The organism is Alishewanella sp. d11 (genome assembly GCF_049390205.1).
In the GTDB taxonomy this organism is placed as follows: domain Bacteria; phylum Pseudomonadota; class Gammaproteobacteria; order Enterobacterales; family Alteromonadaceae; genus Alishewanella.
In genome coordinates, this window is sequence record NZ_CP186547.1 from 2,682,145 (window position 1) to 2,700,669 (window position 18,525).

The 18,525-nt window shown below is 48.2% G+C and carries 13 protein-coding genes, 3 tRNA genes and 1 other RNA gene; 10 read left to right on the plus strand and 7 right to left on the minus strand.

Translation table 11 applies throughout. The features are described from left to right. Positions 1 to 842: 842 nt before the first annotated feature. From ACO1PK_RS12260 to ACO1PK_RS12270, 3 genes are all read right to left on the minus strand, one after another. Positions 843 to 918, minus strand: a tRNA-Val gene (locus ACO1PK_RS12260). Positions 919 to 950: 32 nt separating this feature from the next. Further along, positions 951 to 1,026, minus strand: a tRNA-Val gene (locus ACO1PK_RS12265). 33 nt (positions 1,027 to 1,059) lie between these two features. Further along, positions 1,060 to 1,135 (minus strand) — tRNA-Val (locus ACO1PK_RS12270). A 224-nt stretch (positions 1,136 to 1,359) separates the two neighbouring features. Between ACO1PK_RS12270 and gltX the strand changes: the two genes are divergently transcribed. The 3 genes from gltX to ACO1PK_RS12285 all read left to right on the plus strand — a co-directional run bounded on the left by gltX (position 1,360) and on the right by ACO1PK_RS12285 (position 5,753). Next, positions 1,360 to 2,772 (plus strand): glutamate--tRNA ligase, encoded by a 1,413-nt coding sequence (gene gltX / locus ACO1PK_RS12275; RefSeq protein ID WP_423185903.1) that lies wholly within the window; start codon positions 1,360 to 1,362, stop codon positions 2,770 to 2,772. Between the two features lie 75 nt (positions 2,773 to 2,847). Continuing rightward, positions 2,848 to 3,636 carry a DUF481 domain-containing protein gene (locus ACO1PK_RS12280; protein WP_423185904.1) on the plus strand — a complete coding sequence of 263 codons (789 nt, stop codon included), beginning with the start codon at positions 2,848 to 2,850 and terminating at the stop codon, positions 3,634 to 3,636. Between the two features lie 110 nt (positions 3,637 to 3,746). After that, the gene (locus ACO1PK_RS12285; RefSeq protein ID WP_423185905.1) at positions 3,747 to 5,753 is read left to right on the plus strand and encodes a PhoX family protein; all 2,007 of its coding nucleotides are present in this window, start codon (positions 3,747 to 3,749) and stop codon (positions 5,751 to 5,753) included. 64 nt (positions 5,754 to 5,817) lie between these two features. On the opposite strand, the gene serA is transcribed toward ACO1PK_RS12285, so the two are convergent. The 4 genes from serA to ssrS form a co-directional block, all read right to left on the minus strand. Further along, positions 5,818 to 7,044, minus strand: coding sequence for a phosphoglycerate dehydrogenase (serA, locus tag ACO1PK_RS12290; RefSeq protein ID WP_423185906.1), 1,227 nt, complete (start codon positions 7,042 to 7,044; stop codon positions 5,818 to 5,820). Positions 7,045 to 7,114: 70 nt separating this feature from the next. Continuing rightward, positions 7,115 to 7,771, minus strand: a complete 657-nt coding sequence (rpiA, locus tag ACO1PK_RS12295; protein ID WP_423185907.1) for a ribose-5-phosphate isomerase RpiA — start codon at positions 7,769 to 7,771, stop codon at positions 7,115 to 7,117. A gap of 94 nt (positions 7,772 to 7,865) precedes the next feature. Beyond that, positions 7,866 to 8,450 (minus strand): 5-formyltetrahydrofolate cyclo-ligase, encoded by a 585-nt coding sequence (locus ACO1PK_RS12300; protein ID WP_423185908.1) that lies wholly within the window; start codon positions 8,448 to 8,450, stop codon positions 7,866 to 7,868. A 54-nt stretch (positions 8,451 to 8,504) separates the two neighbouring features. Next, a non-coding RNA gene (ssrS, locus tag ACO1PK_RS12305) (6S RNA) lies at positions 8,505 to 8,688 on the minus strand. A 260-nt stretch (positions 8,689 to 8,948) separates the two neighbouring features. Here ssrS and ACO1PK_RS12310 point away from each other — a divergent pair. The 7 genes from ACO1PK_RS12310 to gcvP all read left to right on the plus strand — a co-directional run bounded on the left by ACO1PK_RS12310 (position 8,949) and on the right by gcvP (position 18,364). Beyond that, a complete protein-coding gene (locus ACO1PK_RS12310) occupies positions 8,949 to 9,545 on the plus strand; it encodes a UPF0149 family protein (RefSeq protein ID WP_423185909.1) in 597 nt (198 codons plus the stop codon). Positions 9,546 to 9,631: 86 nt separating this feature from the next. Continuing rightward, positions 9,632 to 10,957 (plus strand): Xaa-Pro aminopeptidase, encoded by a 1,326-nt coding sequence (pepP, locus tag ACO1PK_RS12315; protein ID WP_423185910.1) that lies wholly within the window; start codon positions 9,632 to 9,634, stop codon positions 10,955 to 10,957. Between the two features lie 28 nt (positions 10,958 to 10,985). Beyond that, positions 10,986 to 12,218, plus strand: coding sequence for a 2-octaprenyl-6-methoxyphenyl hydroxylase (ubiH, locus tag ACO1PK_RS12320; RefSeq protein WP_423185911.1), 1,233 nt, complete (start codon positions 10,986 to 10,988; stop codon positions 12,216 to 12,218). After that, positions 12,205 to 13,404: an FAD-dependent monooxygenase gene (locus ACO1PK_RS12325; protein WP_423185912.1), complete on the plus strand. Its 1,200-nt coding sequence runs from the start codon at positions 12,205 to 12,207 to the stop codon at positions 13,402 to 13,404. The genes ubiH and ACO1PK_RS12325 overlap by 14 nt, the downstream gene beginning before the upstream one ends. A gap of 349 nt (positions 13,405 to 13,753) precedes the next feature. After that, complete coding sequence (gene gcvT, locus ACO1PK_RS12330) at positions 13,754 to 14,833, plus strand: glycine cleavage system aminomethyltransferase GcvT (RefSeq protein WP_423185913.1); 1,080 nt, start codon at positions 13,754 to 13,756, stop codon at positions 14,831 to 14,833. A 59-nt stretch (positions 14,834 to 14,892) separates the two neighbouring features. Beyond that, the gene (gene gcvH, locus ACO1PK_RS12335) at positions 14,893 to 15,282 is read left to right on the plus strand and encodes a glycine cleavage system protein GcvH (protein WP_423185914.1); all 390 of its coding nucleotides are present in this window, start codon (positions 14,893 to 14,895) and stop codon (positions 15,280 to 15,282) included. A 190-nt stretch (positions 15,283 to 15,472) separates the two neighbouring features. Then, positions 15,473 to 18,364 (plus strand): aminomethyl-transferring glycine dehydrogenase, encoded by a 2,892-nt coding sequence (gcvP, locus tag ACO1PK_RS12340; RefSeq protein WP_423185915.1) that lies wholly within the window; start codon positions 15,473 to 15,475, stop codon positions 18,362 to 18,364. Positions 18,365 to 18,525: the final 161 nt, after the last annotated feature.

Here is an 18,525-nt window from a genome sequence, read left to right on the forward strand (position 1 = left end):
TTTAGCTGGCCCGCAGGGCAAACTTCATGGATGAAGTTTGTAACCCCTACAGGGAGGTATTCACGGCGTCTTTGTGTGCAATATCGGCTGCAAGCAGCCTGACGGTTTGGTTGAAGCGATCCTAGAAAAGAAACTTCAAAGCCGGTGGAGAAAATTACTACCCAGCTAAGGGCGTTGCTCCGAGCTTGAATCTGCAGTTTCTTAACGTTACGCAGATTCTAGATTAGTGCATCCGGTGGCTAAACGCGCCGTACAACTTTGCCGAGGGACGCCGTGAACCCATCCATGGGGGCTGTTATAAACTTCATCCTGAAGTTTACCCTGCGGGCCAGCGCAAGCGCTGTTCAAATTCGTTCCTGACGAATTTGTGTTTTTCATCCATGAAAAACACGCCCTCGGTCAAAGTGTACTATGCGTTTACCACCTCGTTTTGTTCTTGTTGTAGCCCAATGGCCCACTTAGCTTATTTAAGCCCTTGGCTGCGGTAGAATTTTTGTAACAGCAGCAAGGATGCTGCGTAGGCTGAGTGGGCACAGGGATGTGATCCTCGAAGCCGGTGGAGAAAATTACTACCCAGCTAAGGGCGTTGCACCGATCTTGAATCTGCTGTTACTTGCGGTTTAGCTGAATTGTGTTCGATATATCTTGTAGTAAAGAATAGGGCGGTGCTCTCCCAACTGAGCTAACAATCCATGGGAGTATAAAGCGAAAATTACTAGAAATTTGGTGGATTGTACTGGGTTCGAGCTAGTGGCAACCGTGTCTTGGTAAAGAATAGGGCGGTGATCTTGCAGCAGAGCTAGCAAATTTTGGGGTTGTAAAGCGAAAATTTACTAGAAATTTGGTGGATTGTACTGGGTTCGAACCAGTGACCCCCGCCTTGTAAGGGCGGTGCTCTCCCAGCTGAGCTAACAATCCATGGGAGTATAAAGCGAAACTTACTAGAAATTTGGTGGATTGTACTGGGTTCGAACCAGTGACCCCCGCCTTGTAAGGGCGGTGCTCTCCCAGCTGAGCTAACAATCCATGGGAGTATACAGCGAAAACTTATTAAAAAGTTGGTGGATTGTACTGGGTTCGAACCAGTGACCCCCGCCTTGTAAGGGCGGTGCTCTCCCAGCTGAGCTAACAATCCACGCTGTGATGGCGCTCATTATAGGGAGCGAGAAAACAGTGTCAACTTTATTTTCTAAAATTGGGTTTGCTTGCCGCAAAATTAAGCAGTAAAGGCCATTTAGACTCACTTTGCAAGACAAGTTTGAAAAAAGTCGATGACTAACCGTTATGCTTGGGTGCATCTACAGCCTTGCATTGCTACAATAGCCTTCTTAGTCTTGTTCTGTCAGCAATGGAAATTTTATGTCATTAGTGACCCGTTTTGCGCCAAGCCCAACCGGCTATTTACACGTAGGTGGCGCCCGTACTGCTTTATTTAGTTGGTTATATGCCCGTAAACTTGGCGGCAAATTTATTCTACGGATTGAAGATACCGATTTAGAGCGTTCAACCCAAGCCTCGGTAGATGCGATCCTTGAAGGCATGCAGTGGTTGGGTTTGGATTATGACGAAGGCCCATACTATCAGACCAAACGCTTTGATTTGTATAAAGAGGTCGTTGCCAAGCTGTTAGCTGAAGGCAAAGCTTATAAATGCTTTTGTACGATTGAAGAAGTGGATGCGATGCGCGAAGCGCAAATGGCTGCAGGTGAAAAACCGAAATACAATGGTATGTGGCGCGATCGCACCGATCATCCAACCGATAAACCTTACGTGATCCGCTTTAAAAATCCGCTAGATGGCGTGGTGGTCATTGATGATTTAATCAAAGGTCGGATTGAGATTGCCAATGCGGAATTGGATGACCTCATTATCGCCCGAAGTGACGGTACACCCACCTACAACTTAACGGTAGTGGTGGACGATTGGCAAATGGGTATTACGCATGTAATTCGTGGTGATGATCATGTTAACAACACGCCACGGCAAATGAATATTTTAGCGGCGCTGGGCGCTGAACTGCCGAAGTATGCCCATGTTCCTATGATTTTGGGTGACGATGGCAAACGTTTGTCAAAACGGCATGGTGCTGTTGGGGTGATGCAATACCGTGATAACGGCTTTTTACCGGAAGCCTTGCTTAACTATTTAGTTCGGCTGGGTTGGTCACACGGTGATCAGGAGATTTTTAGTTTAGATGAACTGGTGCAACTATTCGACCTATCTGCTTGTAATCGCGCCCCATCGGCCTTTAATACCGACAAGCTAATTTGGTTAAATCAGCATTATATGAAAACGCTGCCAGCAGAGCAGGTTGCTCAACAGCTTACTTGGCACCTCAACGAGCAAAAGTTAGATGTTACGCAGGGGCCAGCCATTACTGAGGTAATTAAGGTACAAGCCGAGCGGGTAAAAACCTTAAAAGAGCTGGTTGAAGTAAGCCGTTATTTTTATGAAGACTTTGCTGAGTTTGAAGAAAATGCTGCGAAAAAGCATTTAAGAGCGGTTGCTGCGGAACCTTTAGCCTTGGTGAAAGCCAAACTGGCTGATATTGATGTTTGGTCTGTTGAGGCTATTCATACTGAAATTAATGCTGCAGCAGAAGCTTTAGGTTTAGGTATGGGGAAAGTCGGCATGCCGTTAAGGGTTGCGGTGACGGGCGGTGGTAATTCTCCGGCTTTGGATATCACTTTGCAGCTAATTGGTAAAGAGCGTGTGTTAGCTCGCATTGAGCTGGCCTTAGAATATATTCGACAACGTGCAGAAAACGCATAAGCAGGTTTCAGTAACGCCTGGCTAGCCGGGCGTTATTTTTTGCAGATGCAGTATGCCTAAAAATTATTGTGAACAATGCCCATTTTACTATTTTTATTCAGTTTATTTTCTTTTAATGCCATGGCTGACGAAGAGCCTGAAGGGGATGAAATTAATGTCCCTGGTCTAATCGATTTAGGTTTTTTAGGCACTATTACGGGTGATATTGAGGTCGGCTTCTTATTTTTAGAAGGCAATACCGATGCGCGAGGCTGGCGGATATCCTCTGAAATGGTGCATGACACCGAGCTGTTCCGAAACCGCTATAACATCCAAGGACGCCTGCAAAAAAACCAGTATATCGATGAGGTGACGGGTGAAACAGGCAGGCAAACGACGGTAAAACGCTATGCTTTCTCTGGCCAAAGCAACTATAAGTTTCTTTCTGGTACTCAATCCTTTTTTGGTCGTGGTGCTTATGCTTATGATATGTTTGGTGCTTTCAAGCAACAAGGTTCGCTGGCAACAGGTTACGCAAACCGGGTCTATGAACGCCAAGCTAATTATCTTGATTTAGAGACAGGGCCTGGTTTTGCTTTTCGCGAAAGTGCTGCAGGAAATAGCACCAAGGGACTTATTTGGTTTCTAGCCGTTAATTATGAACAGGAGTTGTATAAAGGGAGTCGTTTTCGGCAAACTTTTGAGGGGAATGTATCTTTAGATGGCGAAAATACCATGTACAGTAGCCGCTCTAGTTTAACCTCGCAAATTAATGGACGCTTAGCCATGCGTTTAAGTTTTACCGCGCATTTTAACTCAAGGCCTGAAGACAAATTGGAAACACTTGATACTGAAACCTCCGCCTCTTTGGTTTATGCTTTTTAAATTCGTAATTTAAGTGTATTAAAAGTAACATTATTCCGTCATTCAATTTTAACAATTAATTGTTTCAATCTTCGCGAAATTATTATTATATAAATCGCAGGAGCTTTTGTATGACGACCCTAAAGCCGATGGCCAGTATTGATAACTCTGGTATCGATCCTATTAGCAACCACTCTGCTAATCCTTCTTTTCAAGATATCGTAGAAACACGGATTGCGCGCCGTAGCTTTTTAAAAGGTAGCTTAGCCGCCGCAGTATCAGGTATTCTTGGCGTTGGTTTAACCGGCTGTAATAGCAGTGACACTGCTGAACCTACGCCCCCGGTTAATGTTGCGCCAGCGCCTACCTTTTTAGGTTTTGCAGCGTTAGCGACTAATCGTGCTGATGCTGTCACCGTACCTGCAGGTTACACGGCTAAACCTTTTCTTGCTTGGGGTACGCCAATCACCGGGACTTACCCGAACTTTTTAGAAGATGCCACCAATACTGCACAAGAGCAGGCCATGCAAATGGGCATGAATCACGATGGTATGCACTTTTTCCCAATTGATGTGCGTAACGGTGGTAATAACTCTGCTGAAGGCTTATTGGTTATGAACCACGAATATGTTGAGCCTAATGTACTGCATCCACAAGGCCCAGTATTACCGAGACCAGCAGAGCAAGCCGCGAAGGAAATTGCAGCACATGGCGTTAGCGTGGTGCATATTCAGAAAAATGCGCAAAATGAATGGCAAGTGGTCGCAAATAGTCCTTTTAACCGCCGTATTACTGCGGAAACGCCAATGGCAATGTCTGGTCCGGTGCGTGGTCACAGCAAACTGGTCACCAAGTATAGCCAAGATGGCACCATGACCCGTGGCACAATCAATAACTGTGCCCATGGCTATACGCCTTGGGGAACTTATTTGACGGCTGAGGAAAACTGGGCCGGTTATTTTATGAATAGCGACGCAACCCAAGTTCGTGAGCACAGTCGCTATGGGGTAGGCCGCAGTAATGGCCGTTATTTCTGGGAAACTGCGACACCAAGCGCGGATCGTTTTAGTCGTTTTAATGCGTCAACTTTAGCCGCTTCGGCCGCTGAAGATTATCGTAATGAACCTAATACCTTTGGTTGGATCGTCGAGATTGATCCTTTTAACCCAGATAGCGTGCCACAAAAGCGTACAGCCTTGGGGCGTTTCGCGCATGAAGGCATTGTATTTGCTAATGTTACCGAAGGTGAGCCTATTGTTGCCTATTCTGGTGATGATGCACGCAACGAGTATATCTACAAGTTTGTCTCTAAAGCACCGTACTTTAAAAATACCGCTGGTGGTCATTTGCTGAATGAAGGCACATTGTACGTGGCGCGCTTTAATGCAGATGGTTCAGGTGATTGGTTACCACTAGATATCACTAACCCAGAATTTATTGCTAAAGCTGCGGTGGCCGGTGTGGTATTTAGCGATCAAGCGGATGTACTTTTAAATACCCGTTTAGCCGCCGATGTGGTTGGAGCAACGAAAATGGATCGTCCTGAGTGGGGCGCTGTCCATCCAGAAACATCAGAAGTTTATTTTACTTTAACTAATAACACGCGCAGAACAGAAGCTACAGTGGATGCTGCCAACCCTCGCGCAAACAATACTACAGGCCATATTATTCGCTGGAAAGAGCGCAGTAATATTGCTGCTGTGCAGTTTGATTGGGATATTTTCTTGCTTGCTGGCGATGTCGGTACGGCTACCCCTGGATCTAATTTGGTACTGACTGCTGATAATCACTTAGCCAGCCCAGACGGTTTATGGTTTGATGATAATGGCTTACTTTGGATCCAAACCGATATGAGCGGTTCGCAACAAAGTACAGGGCCTTATGGCAATAACCAAATGCTTGTTGCTGATCCAACCAGCCGGCAGATTAAACGCTTTTTAGTTGGCCCTACAGATTGCGAAGTGACAGGGGTGATTATGACACCCGATCATCGTACGATGTTTGTGAATATCCAGCACCCTGGCGATCGCTCGACTGCGACGAATTTCACCAGCAACTGGCCAGCAGGTGGCACTAGTCGTCCGCGTTCAGCCACGGTGATTATCACTAAAGACGATGGTGGTATTATTGGTACCTAATTTGGCTAACTAGCTAACAAATAGGGGCCCTTGCGGCCCCTATCTTTTTGTAACCAGCCCAGTTTTAGTGTAAAACACGGGCTCTTAAGGTGCCTGGAATCGCCTTCAACTCATTTAAGGCCAACTCACGATCAGCCGATTCAATATCGATTACCACATAACCAATTTCCTGATTAGTTTGCAGATATTGACCCGCGATATTCACATTATGCTTCGCAAAGGCTTCGTTGATCTTGGTTAGCATGCCTGGCTGGTTTTTATGGATATGCAGCAAGCGCGCCCGATCTTTATGCTCTGGTAGGGACACTTCTGGGAAATTCACCGCAGAAAGGGTAGAGCCATTATCGCTGTATTTCACCAATTTTCCGGCGACTTCAAAACCAATGTTTTCCTGTGCTTCTTGAGTTGAACCACCGATATGTGGAGTTAGGATCACATTATCAAACTGGCGCAGTGGCGACACAAACTCTTCGTTATTGCCTTTTGGTTCGACTGGGAAAACGTCAATGGCGGCACCAGCCAGTTTTTTACTCTCAAGCGCTGCGGTTAACGCATCAATATCCACTACAGTGCCGCGCGAAGCGTTAATTAAGATGGCACCGTGCTTCATTAGCGCTAATTCGGCTTCGCCAATCATATTTTGGGTTTGCGCAGTTTCCGGTACATGTAAGCTAATCACATCCGAGGTTTTTAGTACTGTGGCTAAATCGACCTGAGTAGCGTTACCTAAGACTAACTTGCTCTCAATATCGTAAAACTGCACCCGCATCCCAAGTTGCTCAGCCATAATGCTAAGCTGGGTACCGATATGACCATAACCAATAATACCTAAAGTCTTACCCCGAGCTTCAAAAGATTGATCGGCCGTTTTTAACCACTCGCCACGATGGGCCGCGGCATTACGCTGCGGAATACCGCGCAATAACATAATAATTTGCCCCAGCACCAACTCGGCAACCGAACGAGTGTTGGAGAAAGGTGCATTAAACACCGGAATGGCGCGTTTTAAAGCAGCTGTTAAATCAACCTGATTAGTACCGATACAAAAACAGCCAATGGCCACCAGCTTACTTGCTGCTTCCAGCACGTTTTCGGTAAGCTGGGTACGCGAGCGAATACCAATAAAATGCGCATCTTTGATACGTTCAATTAGCTCATCTTCGGGTAGCGAGGTTTTCAGATACTCGATATTGGTATAGCCCTGATCTTTAAAGGTTTGAACCGCACTTTGGTGTAAGCCTTCCAGCAGCAGGATCTTAATTTTGTCTTTTGCCAGCGAAAATTTTTCCATGTTACTTCTCTTGTGCTTGATTAAATAAAAATGCTGCCTTGGCTTAAAGCCGTGTTGATCACGGTTATTATTATTTTAAGGTTTGCGTACCGTCAGCAGTGCCCACTAAGACGATATCTGCTGCACGATGGGCAAAAATGCCGTTAGTGACCACGCCCACAATATTGTTTATTTGTTGCTCGGTGACAAGAGGATCGATGATCTGCAAACCATGCACATCAATAATCACATTGCCATTATCGGTAATAACCTTTTCCCGTAGCACCGGGGTGCCACCTAATTTCGCCAACTCGCGGCTAACATAGGCGCTGGCCATTGGGATAACTTCCACCGGTAAAGGGAACTTACCCAATACTTCAACCTGCTTGCTATTATCAACGATACAAATAAAGGTATCGGCTACGGCGGCCACAATTTTTTCACGGGTAAGGGCAGCACCGCCGCCTTTAATCATGTGACGCTGTGGGTTAATTTCGTCTGCACCATCAATGTAGACGCTAAAATGCTCCACGCTATTGAGGTCAAGCACGGGAATGCCGAGCGCTTTTAAGCGAGTCGTCGACTGCTCAGAGCTAGAGACTGCGCCAGCAATCTGCTCTTTAATCTCAGCGAGTGCATCGATAAAATGATTTACGGTCGACCCCGTACCCACACCGACTATACTCTTGGCCGGAATAAATGCTAGCGCTGCTCGGGCAGCATTACGTTTCATTTCATCTTGCGTCATTAGAATCACTTTGTGCATTTAGCCATACAGACGGATAGTATATCTTTTGCAGTAAAAAAATACAGCGTTGCTTTTTACTCGTTGGCGAGCCTTATTACAGCTTGAATTGAAAATACTGGCTGGGGGTAATAACGGCATCCAGTGGCTTATCCCAAGCTTCAACCGGCACTGCCGTAACCTGCTGGCAGTCATGTGCCAAACCTATCACTGTTGTCGTCGCATCGAAAGGCAACTGCGCTAAGGTGCGATCATAAAAGCCCCCGCCCATGCCCAAGCGCTGCCCCTGACTATCAAAGGCAACTAAGGGCGTAAAGATAACGTCTAGCTCTGCTAGGGGCTTAATTTCAGCACAATTTAATACCGGCTCGGCAATACCAAAGCGGTTTGGCTGTAATGGTGTTTGCGGTCGATAATGTTGAAATAGCAAATAGCCGGCAGCAAAAGGGTGAAGCACCGGTAAATACAGGTTTTTTCCGGCGGCGAGGAATGCGTGAATAAGCGGTGCAGTGTTAATTTCGCCTTCGTTGGTTAGGTACAGCGCAAAGTGCTGTAGCGCCATTAAAGAGGGGTGCTGTAATACTTGCTCTGCAAGCACTGTGGCGGCGTGTTGTTGTTCGGCAGCCGTTAAGGCTTGGCGGCGGCGACGAATTTCAGATCTGAGTTGTTGACGGTTTTGCATAGTAGATAAGGAGGCAAAACATAGCATGGCTGCAAGATAGCATAAAAAGGCTAAGTGTTCTCCGGAATTGCCGTAACATGTTTAAGCCCTTGAACCATAGGTTCAAGGCGGAACGGCAATGGCCACCGTAGGCTTCCCAGTACAAGCTGGGCCTGCACAAAAGTGACACAGAAACATCCCTTAGTAAAACAATTATCGGCTCAGGGACATCAACACATTACAAGCAACCCAGAGAACACCTTAAGTATACCACTCTAAAAATTGCTGTCTAAGTTAATCGATAGGAAATTGGTCTAACTGCTGCTTGTTTATGCGTCTTGTCGCTTAACTGGGCTATTGCTTAAGGCGGGCTTAGCTATTTAAGGTTGACCAAGGTGTCTAAGCTTGACGAAAAAGCTTAATGTTAGCCTAGGTGCTTAAGGTTGGCGAAGGGCGAGGGTGGTGGTAGCATATGTCATCAGGTGAAGAGATTCTTTTTAGCGAAATAGCGAGGCGGCCATGGCCAATACTTTAACTTCCAGTTCGTTGATTCAAAGCTATGATCGCTGGAGTGCAGCGCTCGACGGCGCCTTTGTTATGGCCTCGGCCGCAGAATTACATGGTTTAATCAGTGGTTTATTAAGCGGCGGCTTAGCGGCGCAAAGCTCGGATTTTTTAGCCGTACTCTATGATTTTTTAAATGATGGTCAGGCCTTACCCCAAGCACTAAAAACCGATGTACAGCAATTGATCAGCAATACGGCGCAAAGCCTGCAAAGTGGCGATTACGATTTTGCGCTGTTGCTACCCAATGATGATGATGCTTTAGTCGAACGCTTGGAAGCCATGGTGGAGTGGACGCAAGCGTTTTTAGTGGGCTTTGCGGTACAGCAAACTGATCTTTCTATACTGTCTAGCGATATACGAGAAGCCGTAGAGCAATTAACTGAAGTGACCAAGCTGGATATTGCGACGCAGGACGACAGCAGTGCAGAGGAAAATGAAGAAGCCTACTTTATGGTGCTAGAGCATATTCGCTTGATGGTATTTAGTTGCTTTAACGAGGTGGGCGTAAAGCCAATAGACAAAGGTCCGCTCAGTAAAACGCTGCACTAGTTCTGGCTGCCTAAACCCTGTTGTAGCCAGCGTGCGACGATGGGGGGCGTTTCTTCTTCACGCGATTTTAATTTAAGAGAATTAGCATGCAATCAGATTGTTATTTGCAGCGTCGCCAGCAACTATTAGCTCAGTTACCCGCAAACTCGGTGGTATTAATCCCCGCCGCAACAGAGCAAACTCGCAGTCGGGATACCGAGTATCCGTTTCGGCAAAACAGCGATTTTTGGTATTACACGGGCTTTAATGAACCCGATGCGTTGCTGATTTTAAGCAAAGATCAGCAAGCACAGTGCGAGGCGTTATTACTGTGCCGCGATAAAGATCCACTGGCCGAAATTTGGCAGGGTCGCCGGTTGGGGCCAGCAGCGGCCTTCACTACCCTTGGGCTTAAGGCCGCCAGTATTAGCGAGCAACACGAGCAGCTTACGCAGGCCATTAACGGCAAGCATGCGGTGTACCTTAACTTAGGCGAGCATCCAGCCTTAGAGCAGCAGCTAGCCTGCATTATGCAAGGCCTGCGGCAGCGCGAAAAGCGTGGCGATATTGCGCCTTTAGCTTTGCAGGACCTACGCCCCTTTAGCAGTGAACAGCGATTAATTAAAGATGACGCTGAGCTAACGATGATGCGCCGCGCCGCGCAAATTAGCAGCCAGGCGCATCATCGCGCTATGCAGTTTTGCCACTCAGGCGCCTTTGAATATCAATTAGAAGCGGAAATTCTGCACGAATTTGCCATGCAGGGCGCGCGTTATCCAGCTTATAACAGCATAGTGGGTAGCGGCGAAAACGGCTGTATTTTGCATTACACCGAAAACAGCAGCCAGCTAAAAGCGGGCGATTTAGTGCTGATTGATGCCGGTTGCGAACTGGCTGGCTATGCCGCTGATATCAGTCGTACTTTTCCTGTTAGTGGGCGTTTTTCACCTGAGCAAGCGGCATTGTACGAGCTGGTGTTAGAAGCCCAGCTTGCTTGTATCGCCGCCGTTAAGCCCGGCACAACCTTTGCTGAACTCAATACCATTGCCGAACAGATCCTGACGAAAGGCCTGCTGCAATTAGGGATTTTGCAGGGAGATTTGACCGAGCTCATCACAAATAAAGCCTGCAAGCAGTATTTTATGCATGGTATAGGCCATTGGCTGGGGTTAGACGTACATGATGTAGGCGCTTATAAAGTAGCCACTGCAGACAGACCCTTTGTGCCAGGTATGGTATTAACCATTGAACCCGGCCTTTATATCGCCTCAGGCTCGAGCACTGCCGAAAAGTGGTGGGGGCTTGCCGTTAGGATTGAAGATAATATTCTGGTGACCAACGAGGGCGCTGAGAATCTCACCGCTGGCTGTGTAAAAACGCTAGGCGATATTGAACAATTAATGAAAAATAATCAGGCTAAAGCCCCGTGCTAAAGCCGTAGCCAAGAAGAATACAAAACGCATGACAGAAATGCTTACTTCTGCACAGAGTGATGCAACGCAGGCAAGCCCTAGAGTTTATGATGTGGTGATCGCCGGTGGCGGTATGGCCGGCTCGATGTTAGCGCTAGCGTTAACCCAGCGTTGCCCAACACTGACCATAGCCATAGTAGAGCAACACGCCGAGACTTCACCAAAAGCCAGTTTTGATAGCCGCAGTATTGCGCTATCGGCTGGCAGTGTGCAGCTGTTGCAGCAATTTGGTATTTGGGACAAGCTCGCGCCTTTTGGCTGTCCGATCATGGATATTGCGGTATCCGATCGTGGCCATTTTGGCAAAACTTGGCTAAGTGCGGCGGAATATCGCGTGCCAGCGTTAGGGCAAGTGATAGAGGTTGAGCATGTGGGCGCCGTGTTAGCAGAGCAGTTAGCCGCAGCACCACAGTTAACGCGCTGGCAGCCTAAACAGATCAGCGCGCTTCGCCGCAGTGACACTAGCGCACAGCTGACACTGAATGACGGCACCGTATTAGAAACCCGATTACTGGTCATTGCCGAAGGCGGCCAGTCGGCAACGCGCCAATTAGTGGCCGTGCCGCAGCAGGAAACGCCTTATGCGCAAACCGCCATTATCGCTAATTTGGCCTTGGCACAGCGCCATCAAAACAAAGCCTTCGAACGTTTTACCGAATATGGCCCCATAGCCTTGTTACCGCTTACCAATAATCGCTACTCTTTAGTGTGGACAGTACCTCCCGCCGAGGCTGATGCGCTGTTAGCACTGTCAGAGTCAGATTTTTTGGCCAAGGTGCAACAGGCGTTTGGTTATCGTGCTGGCGTATTTAGCGGCTGCGGTAAGCGCGCCGCTTATCCGTTAGTGCTTAGGCAAAGCCCGCAGGTGGTTAGCCATCGAGCCGCCTTGCTAGGGAATAGCCTACACAGTTTGCACCCGATTGCCGGCCAAGGTTTTAACTTGGCGCTGCGCGATATTGATTGTCTGAGTGCGTTATTAGCACAAGCGGATAACGAGGTGGGCAGTTATGCGCAATTGCGGCAATACGAGCTGGCACGGCAGGCCGATATGCAGCGGGTAATTTGGTTAACCGATGCCTTAGTGCGCACTTTTTCGAATCGTTCACGGCTGGTGGCGCTGGCGCGCAACCTCGGGCTGTTTGCGATGCTAATGTGCGATGATTTAAAAACACCACTGGCTCGCCAGACCATGGGTTTTGGAGCGCAGTATGCAAAATCTTGATGTGACTATTGTCGGCGCCGGTAGCGCCGGCTTAACCCTGGCTTTATTACTGGCCGAACTTGGCTTAAGCATTGCGATTATCGAAAAAGGCGCTGCACCCGAATTGGCCACGCCAGCTTATCAGCGGGTGAGTGCCCTTAACCCCGCCTCGATGCGGGTGCTAAGTAAACTTGGCGTTTGGCAGGGCATTGCCGCGCAAGCGGCTCCTTATAGCCAGATGCAAGTATGGGAAGCCGACAGTTTTGGGCGGATTGCCTTTAGTGCTGAGCCACCGCAATTACCCGAGCTGGGCTGGATTTGCGATAACGAAGCCATTCGCCAGCAGCTGTATTTACAAGTGCAGCAACAGCCGACTATTCAGTGGTATTTTAATGTTGAGATAAGCCAACTGGCGCAAACCGAACGTGATGTGCTGGTGCAGCTGAATAACGGCCAGATCCTGCTTAGCCAATTATTGGTTGGTGCTGATGGCGTTAACTCTTTTGTGCGGCAACAGCAGCAATTACCGCTAACACATTGGGATTATAATCAGCAGGCCATTGTTGCGGTGATTGCTTGCGAAGAAGCACACCAAGCCACCGCCCGCCAAGCCTTTCTGGCTACCGGACCTTTAGCCTTATTACCCTTACCAGATGCGAATTTATGCTCTATTGTCTGGAGTGCCGACACTGATCGCGCTAAAGCACTGATGGCCTTAGACGATAATGCTTTTAATCAGGCGCTAACGGCGGCTAGCCAAAGTGTACTCGGCTGTCTAAGTTTACACAGTACTCGACAAGCTTACCCGTTGAAAATGCGCTATGCCAGCGAATGGGTACGTGGCCGTGTGCTTTTGGTCGCCGATGCGGCCCACAGTATTCATCCCTTAGCTGGGCAGGGCATGAACCTAGGGCTAATGGACGTTGCCGCACTGGCGCAAATTCTCGGTAAGCAATTGACTGCAGGTAAGCCACTTTATGAAGCCCGTGCCTTGCAAGCCTACCAACGCTGGCGCAAAGCCCAAGCACAAAGCATGATTGCTACTATGGAAGCTTTTAAACGCGGTTTTAGTAATGATTTAGCCCCGTTAAAGCTGTTACGGGGCGCAGGTTTAGTGTTGGCTGATAAATTGCCGGGCGTAAAACAAAAACTTATGGCAGCGGCACTGGGTAATAGCGGCGATTTACCGGAGATAGCAAAGTACTAAATTAGAAGCCTATAACCACATTGCTTACGCCAAGCCGCCGTGAATACATCCCTGTAGGCTTCACTCAGGCATCCATGCCTTCGAGACTTGGCTTAAAGCAATCTGGTTACTGTCTCTGTGTAGCTTCAGCAAAATTGTCATAATTCGCCTTAGATTTTTTGGTAATCGCTACTGTCGCATTACAAAAAGTAATCCAAATTGGGCTGTTTACCGACGGTGCCTTGCGGTATAATCCAGAGGTATTTTTTAGTTGAGGTAGCAAGGTTTGCGCTTAACTAGCTGAAATTTAACGGCTTTAACTTGCAATCCATTTACTGCTGCCTACCCTCACAATCAGTAGGAAAAAATAATGGCTCAAAAAACCGTGTTACATGCCAGCCACCTGGCTGCAGGTGCCAAGATGGTTGACTTCTTCGGCTGGGAAATGCCAATTAACTATGGCTCGCAGATTGAAGAACACCATGCCGTGCGTCAAGACGCTGGAATGTTTGATGTATCGCACATGACCATCATTGATTTAACCGGTGCCAATACCCGCAATTTTCTGCGTGTTTTAGTAGCCAACGATGTTGCTAAACTCACTACCCCCGGTAAAGCCCTCTATACCGGCATGTTAAATGAGCAGGGTGGGGTAATAGACGACCTGATTGTGTATTTCCTGCAAGAAGATTTCTTCCGTTTAGTTGTCAACTCTGCCACCCGCGAAAAAGATTTAGCCCATATCACCGCCCAAGCCAAAGCCTTCAATGTTACTGTTACAGAGCGTCCTGAATTTGCGATGATCGCGGTGCAAGGCCCCAATGCTAAAGCCAAAGTGGCCACCTTATTAACCGCCGAGCAGCAAGCGGCTGTGGCCGGTATGAAGCCGTTTTTTGGTGTGCAAGCGGGCGATCTGTTTATTGCAACTACCGGCTATACTGGTGAAGATGGCTACGAAATTGCTTTACCCAACGCACAAGCCCCTGCGTTATGGACGCAACTGCTAAGCGCTGGCGTTAAACCTTGTGGTTTAGGCGCGCGTGATACATTACGCTTAGAAGCTGGTATGAATTTATATGGTCAGGATATGGACGAAACCGTCTCTCCTTTAGCCGCCAATATGGGCTGGACTATTGCGTGGGAGCCAACGGATCGCGCTTTTATTGGCCGTGCTGCCTTAGAGCAAGCTAAAGCCGCCGGTACCGAGAAACTGGTGGGTTTAGTGATGGAACAAAAAGGCGTATTACGCCATGGTCAGCGCGTTGTCACGCCTGCCGGTGAAGGGGTGATTACCTCAGGGACTTTCTCCCCGACTTTAGGTTTTAGTATTGCCATGGCCCGTGTGCCAGCAGCAACTACCGATACGGCAGAAGTCGATATCCGCGGTAAAATGGTGGCTGTAAAGGTAGTTAAACCTGCCTTTGTTCGCGCCGGTAAAAAATTAGTTTAATCGTCGTAATACCAAGTAAAAATAATATAACTGTTAATAGAGCAGCTAAGGAAAACAACATGAGCAACATCCCTGCAAATTTAAAATACGCTTCCAGCCACGAGTGGCTGCGTGCAGACGGTGACGGTGTTTACACTGTTGGTATTACTGAACACGCCCAAGAACTGTTAGGTGACATGGTATTCGTAGAATTACCAGAAGTGGGTGACACCGTGACTCAGAACGACGATTGTGCTGTAGCCGAATCAGTAAAAGCCGCTTCTGATATTTACGCCCCAGTATCTGGCGAAATCGTGGCAATTAACGAAGCGTTAAGCGACTCGCCAGAGTTAGTTAACAGCAGCCCATACGAAGAGGGCTGGATGTTTAAAATTAAAATCGCTGATGAAGCGGAACTGAGCGCGCTGTTAGACGCCGCCGGTTACCAAGCTATCGTCGACGAAGAATAAGAAAACGGCAGATCCTGCCAGCCTAAAGCCCCGTACAAAACGGGGCTTTACGTTAGTAAAAGGCAAACCGGGTATCTACCCAATAGTTTTCAGTATGCACGGGCGCAGCCAACCCCCGTGCATGTTGAAAGACGAAGGGTATAACAACCAGTACCGTGTAATAACCTGTATCAACACCAGGACAACTAGCATGACCCATACCGCAGTGAAAACCCTGACGCAACTTGCGAAACACGACGAATTTCTGCAGCGCCATATTGGCCCAGATGCAGCCGAAACCACCGCAATGCTGCAAGAGCTTGGCGTAGACAGCGTAGCGCAGCTGATTGCGCAAACCGTACCCGAGAGCATCCGCTTACCGAAGCCTTTGGCCATTGGCGACAGCCAAACCGAAGTTGATGCCCTAAGCTACTTAAAAGCGGTTGCATCGAAAAACAAAATGTATAAGTCGTACATTGGTATGGGTTATCACCCAACACTGACGCCACACGTTATTCTGCGTAATGTGTTAGAAAACCCAGGTTGGTACACCGCGTACACGCCATACCAGCCAGAAATTGCCCAAGGTCGTTTAGAATCCTTATTAAACTTCCAGCAGTTATCCTTAGATATTACCGGTATGGAACTGGCCAGTGCCTCGTTATTAGACGAAGCCACTGCCGCTGCTGAAGCGATGGCACTAGCCAAGCGCGTCACCAAGAGCAAATCTAACCTGTATTTTATTGCTGACGACGTGCACCCACAAACCATCGACGTGGTAAAAACCCGCGCCGAAATGTTTGGTTTTGACATTGTTGTGGGCAAAGCCAGCGAAGCCGCTGAGCACGATGTATTTGGTGCCTTAATACAGTATCCAACCACTAACGGTGATATCCGTAACGACAGCGCGTTAATTGCGGCTTTACAAGCGAAAAAAGCTATCGTTGCCGTGGCAACTGATCCCATGGCGCTGATGCTGTTAAAAGCCCCGGGCGAGCTGGGTGCTGATGTGGTATTAGGCTCTATGCAGCGCTTTGGCGTACCTATGGCTTACGGTGGCCCACATGCGGCGTTCTTCGCGACTCGTGATGCCTACAAGCGCTCTATGCCAGGCCGTATTATTGGTGTATCAAAAGATCGCCGTGGCAATCAAGCCTTGCGTATGGCGATGCAAACCCGCGAGCAGCATATCCGTCGTGAAAAAGCTAACTCGAACATCTGTACTGCGCAGGTATTACTGGCCAATATCGCCTCGTTCTATGCGGTTTACCATGGCCCGCAAGGCTTAAAAGATATCGCCGAGCGTATTCACCGCAGCGCTGATATTTTTGCTGCTGGCTTACAAGCCAAAGGTGTTGCGCTGGTAAATAGCCACTGGTTTGATACCGTGACGTTCAAGGTTGCTGATCGTGCTGCCGTTGTTGCCCGTGCCTTAGCTGCCGGTGTTAACTTGCGTACCGATGTAGCCGATAGCTTGGCGGTAAGTTTTAACGAAGCCACCAAAGCGGCCGATATCGCCGAGCTATTTGATATCGTGTTAGGTGCCGGTCATGGCTTAGACGTTAACGCCCTTGATGCACAAATCGTCGCCAATGGTTCAACCTCTATCCCAGCCGACTTAGCCCGTACTTCTGCGGTATTAAGCCACCCAGTATTTAACCAGTATCATAGCGAAACCGAGATGCTGCGTTATATCAAAAAGCTGGAAAACAAAGATTTAGCGCTGAACCACTCCATGATTTCCTTAGGTTCATGCACCATGAAACTGAACGCCACGGCTGAGATGATCCCGATCACTTGGCCAGAGTTTGGTTCATTACACCCGTTCGTACCACGCGATCAGGCTGAAGGTTACTACCAGATGATCACCCAACTGGGCGATTGGCTGGTGAATATCACTGGTTACGACAATATCTCGATGCAGCCAAACTCAGGCGCACAGGGTGAATACGCGGGTATGGTGGCCATTCGTAAATACCACGAAAGCCGTGGCGAAGGCCATCGTAACATCTGTTTAATTCCAGTCTCTGCCCACGGTACTAACCCAGCTACTGCGGCGATGACTAGCTATGAAGTGGTCTTAGTTGATTGCGACAAGTCAGGCAATATCGATATGGCCGACTTAAAAGCCAAAGCCGCCGAAGTAGGCGATCGCTTAGCCGCTATCATGGTAACTTACCCGTCAACCCACGGTGTATTTGAAGAAACCATCGCTGAGCTGTGTGAAGTAGTACACTCTTACGGCGGTCAGGTGTATATGGACGGTGCCAATATGAACGCGCAGGTAGGCTTAACCTCACCTGGTTTTATCGGTTCAGACGTATCACACTTAAACCTGCACAAAACCTTCTGTATTCCACACGGTGGTGGCGGCCCGGGTATGGGACCAATTGGCGTGAAGAGCCACTTAGCGCCGTTTTTACCTAACCACAGTATCGTAAAAATAGACGGTACCGGTGAAAGTAATGGCGCTGTAGCCGCTGCACCTTTTGGTAGCGCGGGCATTCTGCCAATCAGCTGGATGTACATTGCCATGATGGGTAGCGAAGGCTTAAAACAAGCGACTGAGTTTGCGATTTTAAATGCTAACTACGTGGCGAAAAAATTAAGCCCACACTTCCCGATCCTGTATGTGGGTACCCATGGCCGCGTGGCGCACGAATGTATTATCGACATTCGCCCGTTAAAAGAAGCAAGCGGTATTACCGAAATGGATATCGCTAAGCGCTTAATGGACTTTGGTTACCACTCACCGACGATGAGCTTCCCGGTAGCCGGCACGCTGATGATTGAGCCAACCGAATCCGAAAGCAAAGCCGAGCTGGATAAGTTTATCGAAGCGATGACGACGATCAGAGCCGAAATTGCCAAGGTTGAAGCCGGCGAGTGGACAGTGGATAACAACCCACTGGCATACGCACCACACACTATGGCCGATATTCTGGATCCAAGCTGGGATCGCGCCTACGAGCGCACCTACGCTGCTTTCCCAGTAAAATATGTAGCAGAAAACAAATTCTGGCCAACGGTAACCCGTATCGACGACGTATACGGCGACCGCAACCTGATGTGTGCCTGTCCAAGCCCGGAAGATTATCGGTAAGGTTACTGCTGATGTCAGCGTGTAATTAAGTTTGTGACTGCTTTAATTAAGTTTGTGACTTTAATTAAGTTTGTGACTAAGCGTAAACCTTAAGAAAAGGGCCGAAAGGCCCTTTTCTATTAGCAGCTTACATGCAGTGTATGTGTAAGGAACTGAACCGT

Excerpts from the sequence above, each read along its gene's own strand:
- gltX (WP_423185903.1), top strand. The coding sequence starts at position 1,360 with ATGTCATTAGTGACCCGTTTTGCGCCAAGCCCAACCGGCTATTTACAC.
- ACO1PK_RS12280 (WP_423185904.1), top strand. The coding sequence starts at position 2,848 with ATGCCCATTTTACTATTTTTATTCAGTTTATTTTCTTTTAATGCCATG.
- ACO1PK_RS12285 (WP_423185905.1), top strand. The coding sequence starts at position 3,747 with ATGACGACCCTAAAGCCGATGGCCAGTATTGATAACTCTGGTATCGAT.
- serA (WP_423185906.1), bottom strand. The coding sequence starts at position 7,044 with ATGGAAAAATTTTCGCTGGCAAAAGACAAAATTAAGATCCTGCTGCTG.
- rpiA (WP_423185907.1), bottom strand. The coding sequence starts at position 7,771 with ATGACGCAAGATGAAATGAAACGTAATGCTGCCCGAGCAGCGCTAGCA.
- ACO1PK_RS12300 (WP_423185908.1), bottom strand. The coding sequence starts at position 8,450 with ATGCAAAACCGTCAACAACTCAGATCTGAAATTCGTCGCCGCCGCCAA.
- ACO1PK_RS12310 (WP_423185909.1), top strand. The coding sequence starts at position 8,949 with ATGGCCAATACTTTAACTTCCAGTTCGTTGATTCAAAGCTATGATCGC.
- pepP (WP_423185910.1), top strand. The coding sequence starts at position 9,632 with ATGCAATCAGATTGTTATTTGCAGCGTCGCCAGCAACTATTAGCTCAG.
- ubiH (WP_423185911.1), top strand. The coding sequence starts at position 10,986 with ATGACAGAAATGCTTACTTCTGCACAGAGTGATGCAACGCAGGCAAGC.
- ACO1PK_RS12325 (WP_423185912.1), top strand. The coding sequence starts at position 12,205 with ATGCAAAATCTTGATGTGACTATTGTCGGCGCCGGTAGCGCCGGCTTA.
- gcvT (WP_423185913.1), top strand. The coding sequence starts at position 13,754 with ATGGCTCAAAAAACCGTGTTACATGCCAGCCACCTGGCTGCAGGTGCC.
- gcvH (WP_423185914.1), top strand. The coding sequence starts at position 14,893 with ATGAGCAACATCCCTGCAAATTTAAAATACGCTTCCAGCCACGAGTGG.
- gcvP (WP_423185915.1), top strand. The coding sequence starts at position 15,473 with ATGACCCATACCGCAGTGAAAACCCTGACGCAACTTGCGAAACACGAC.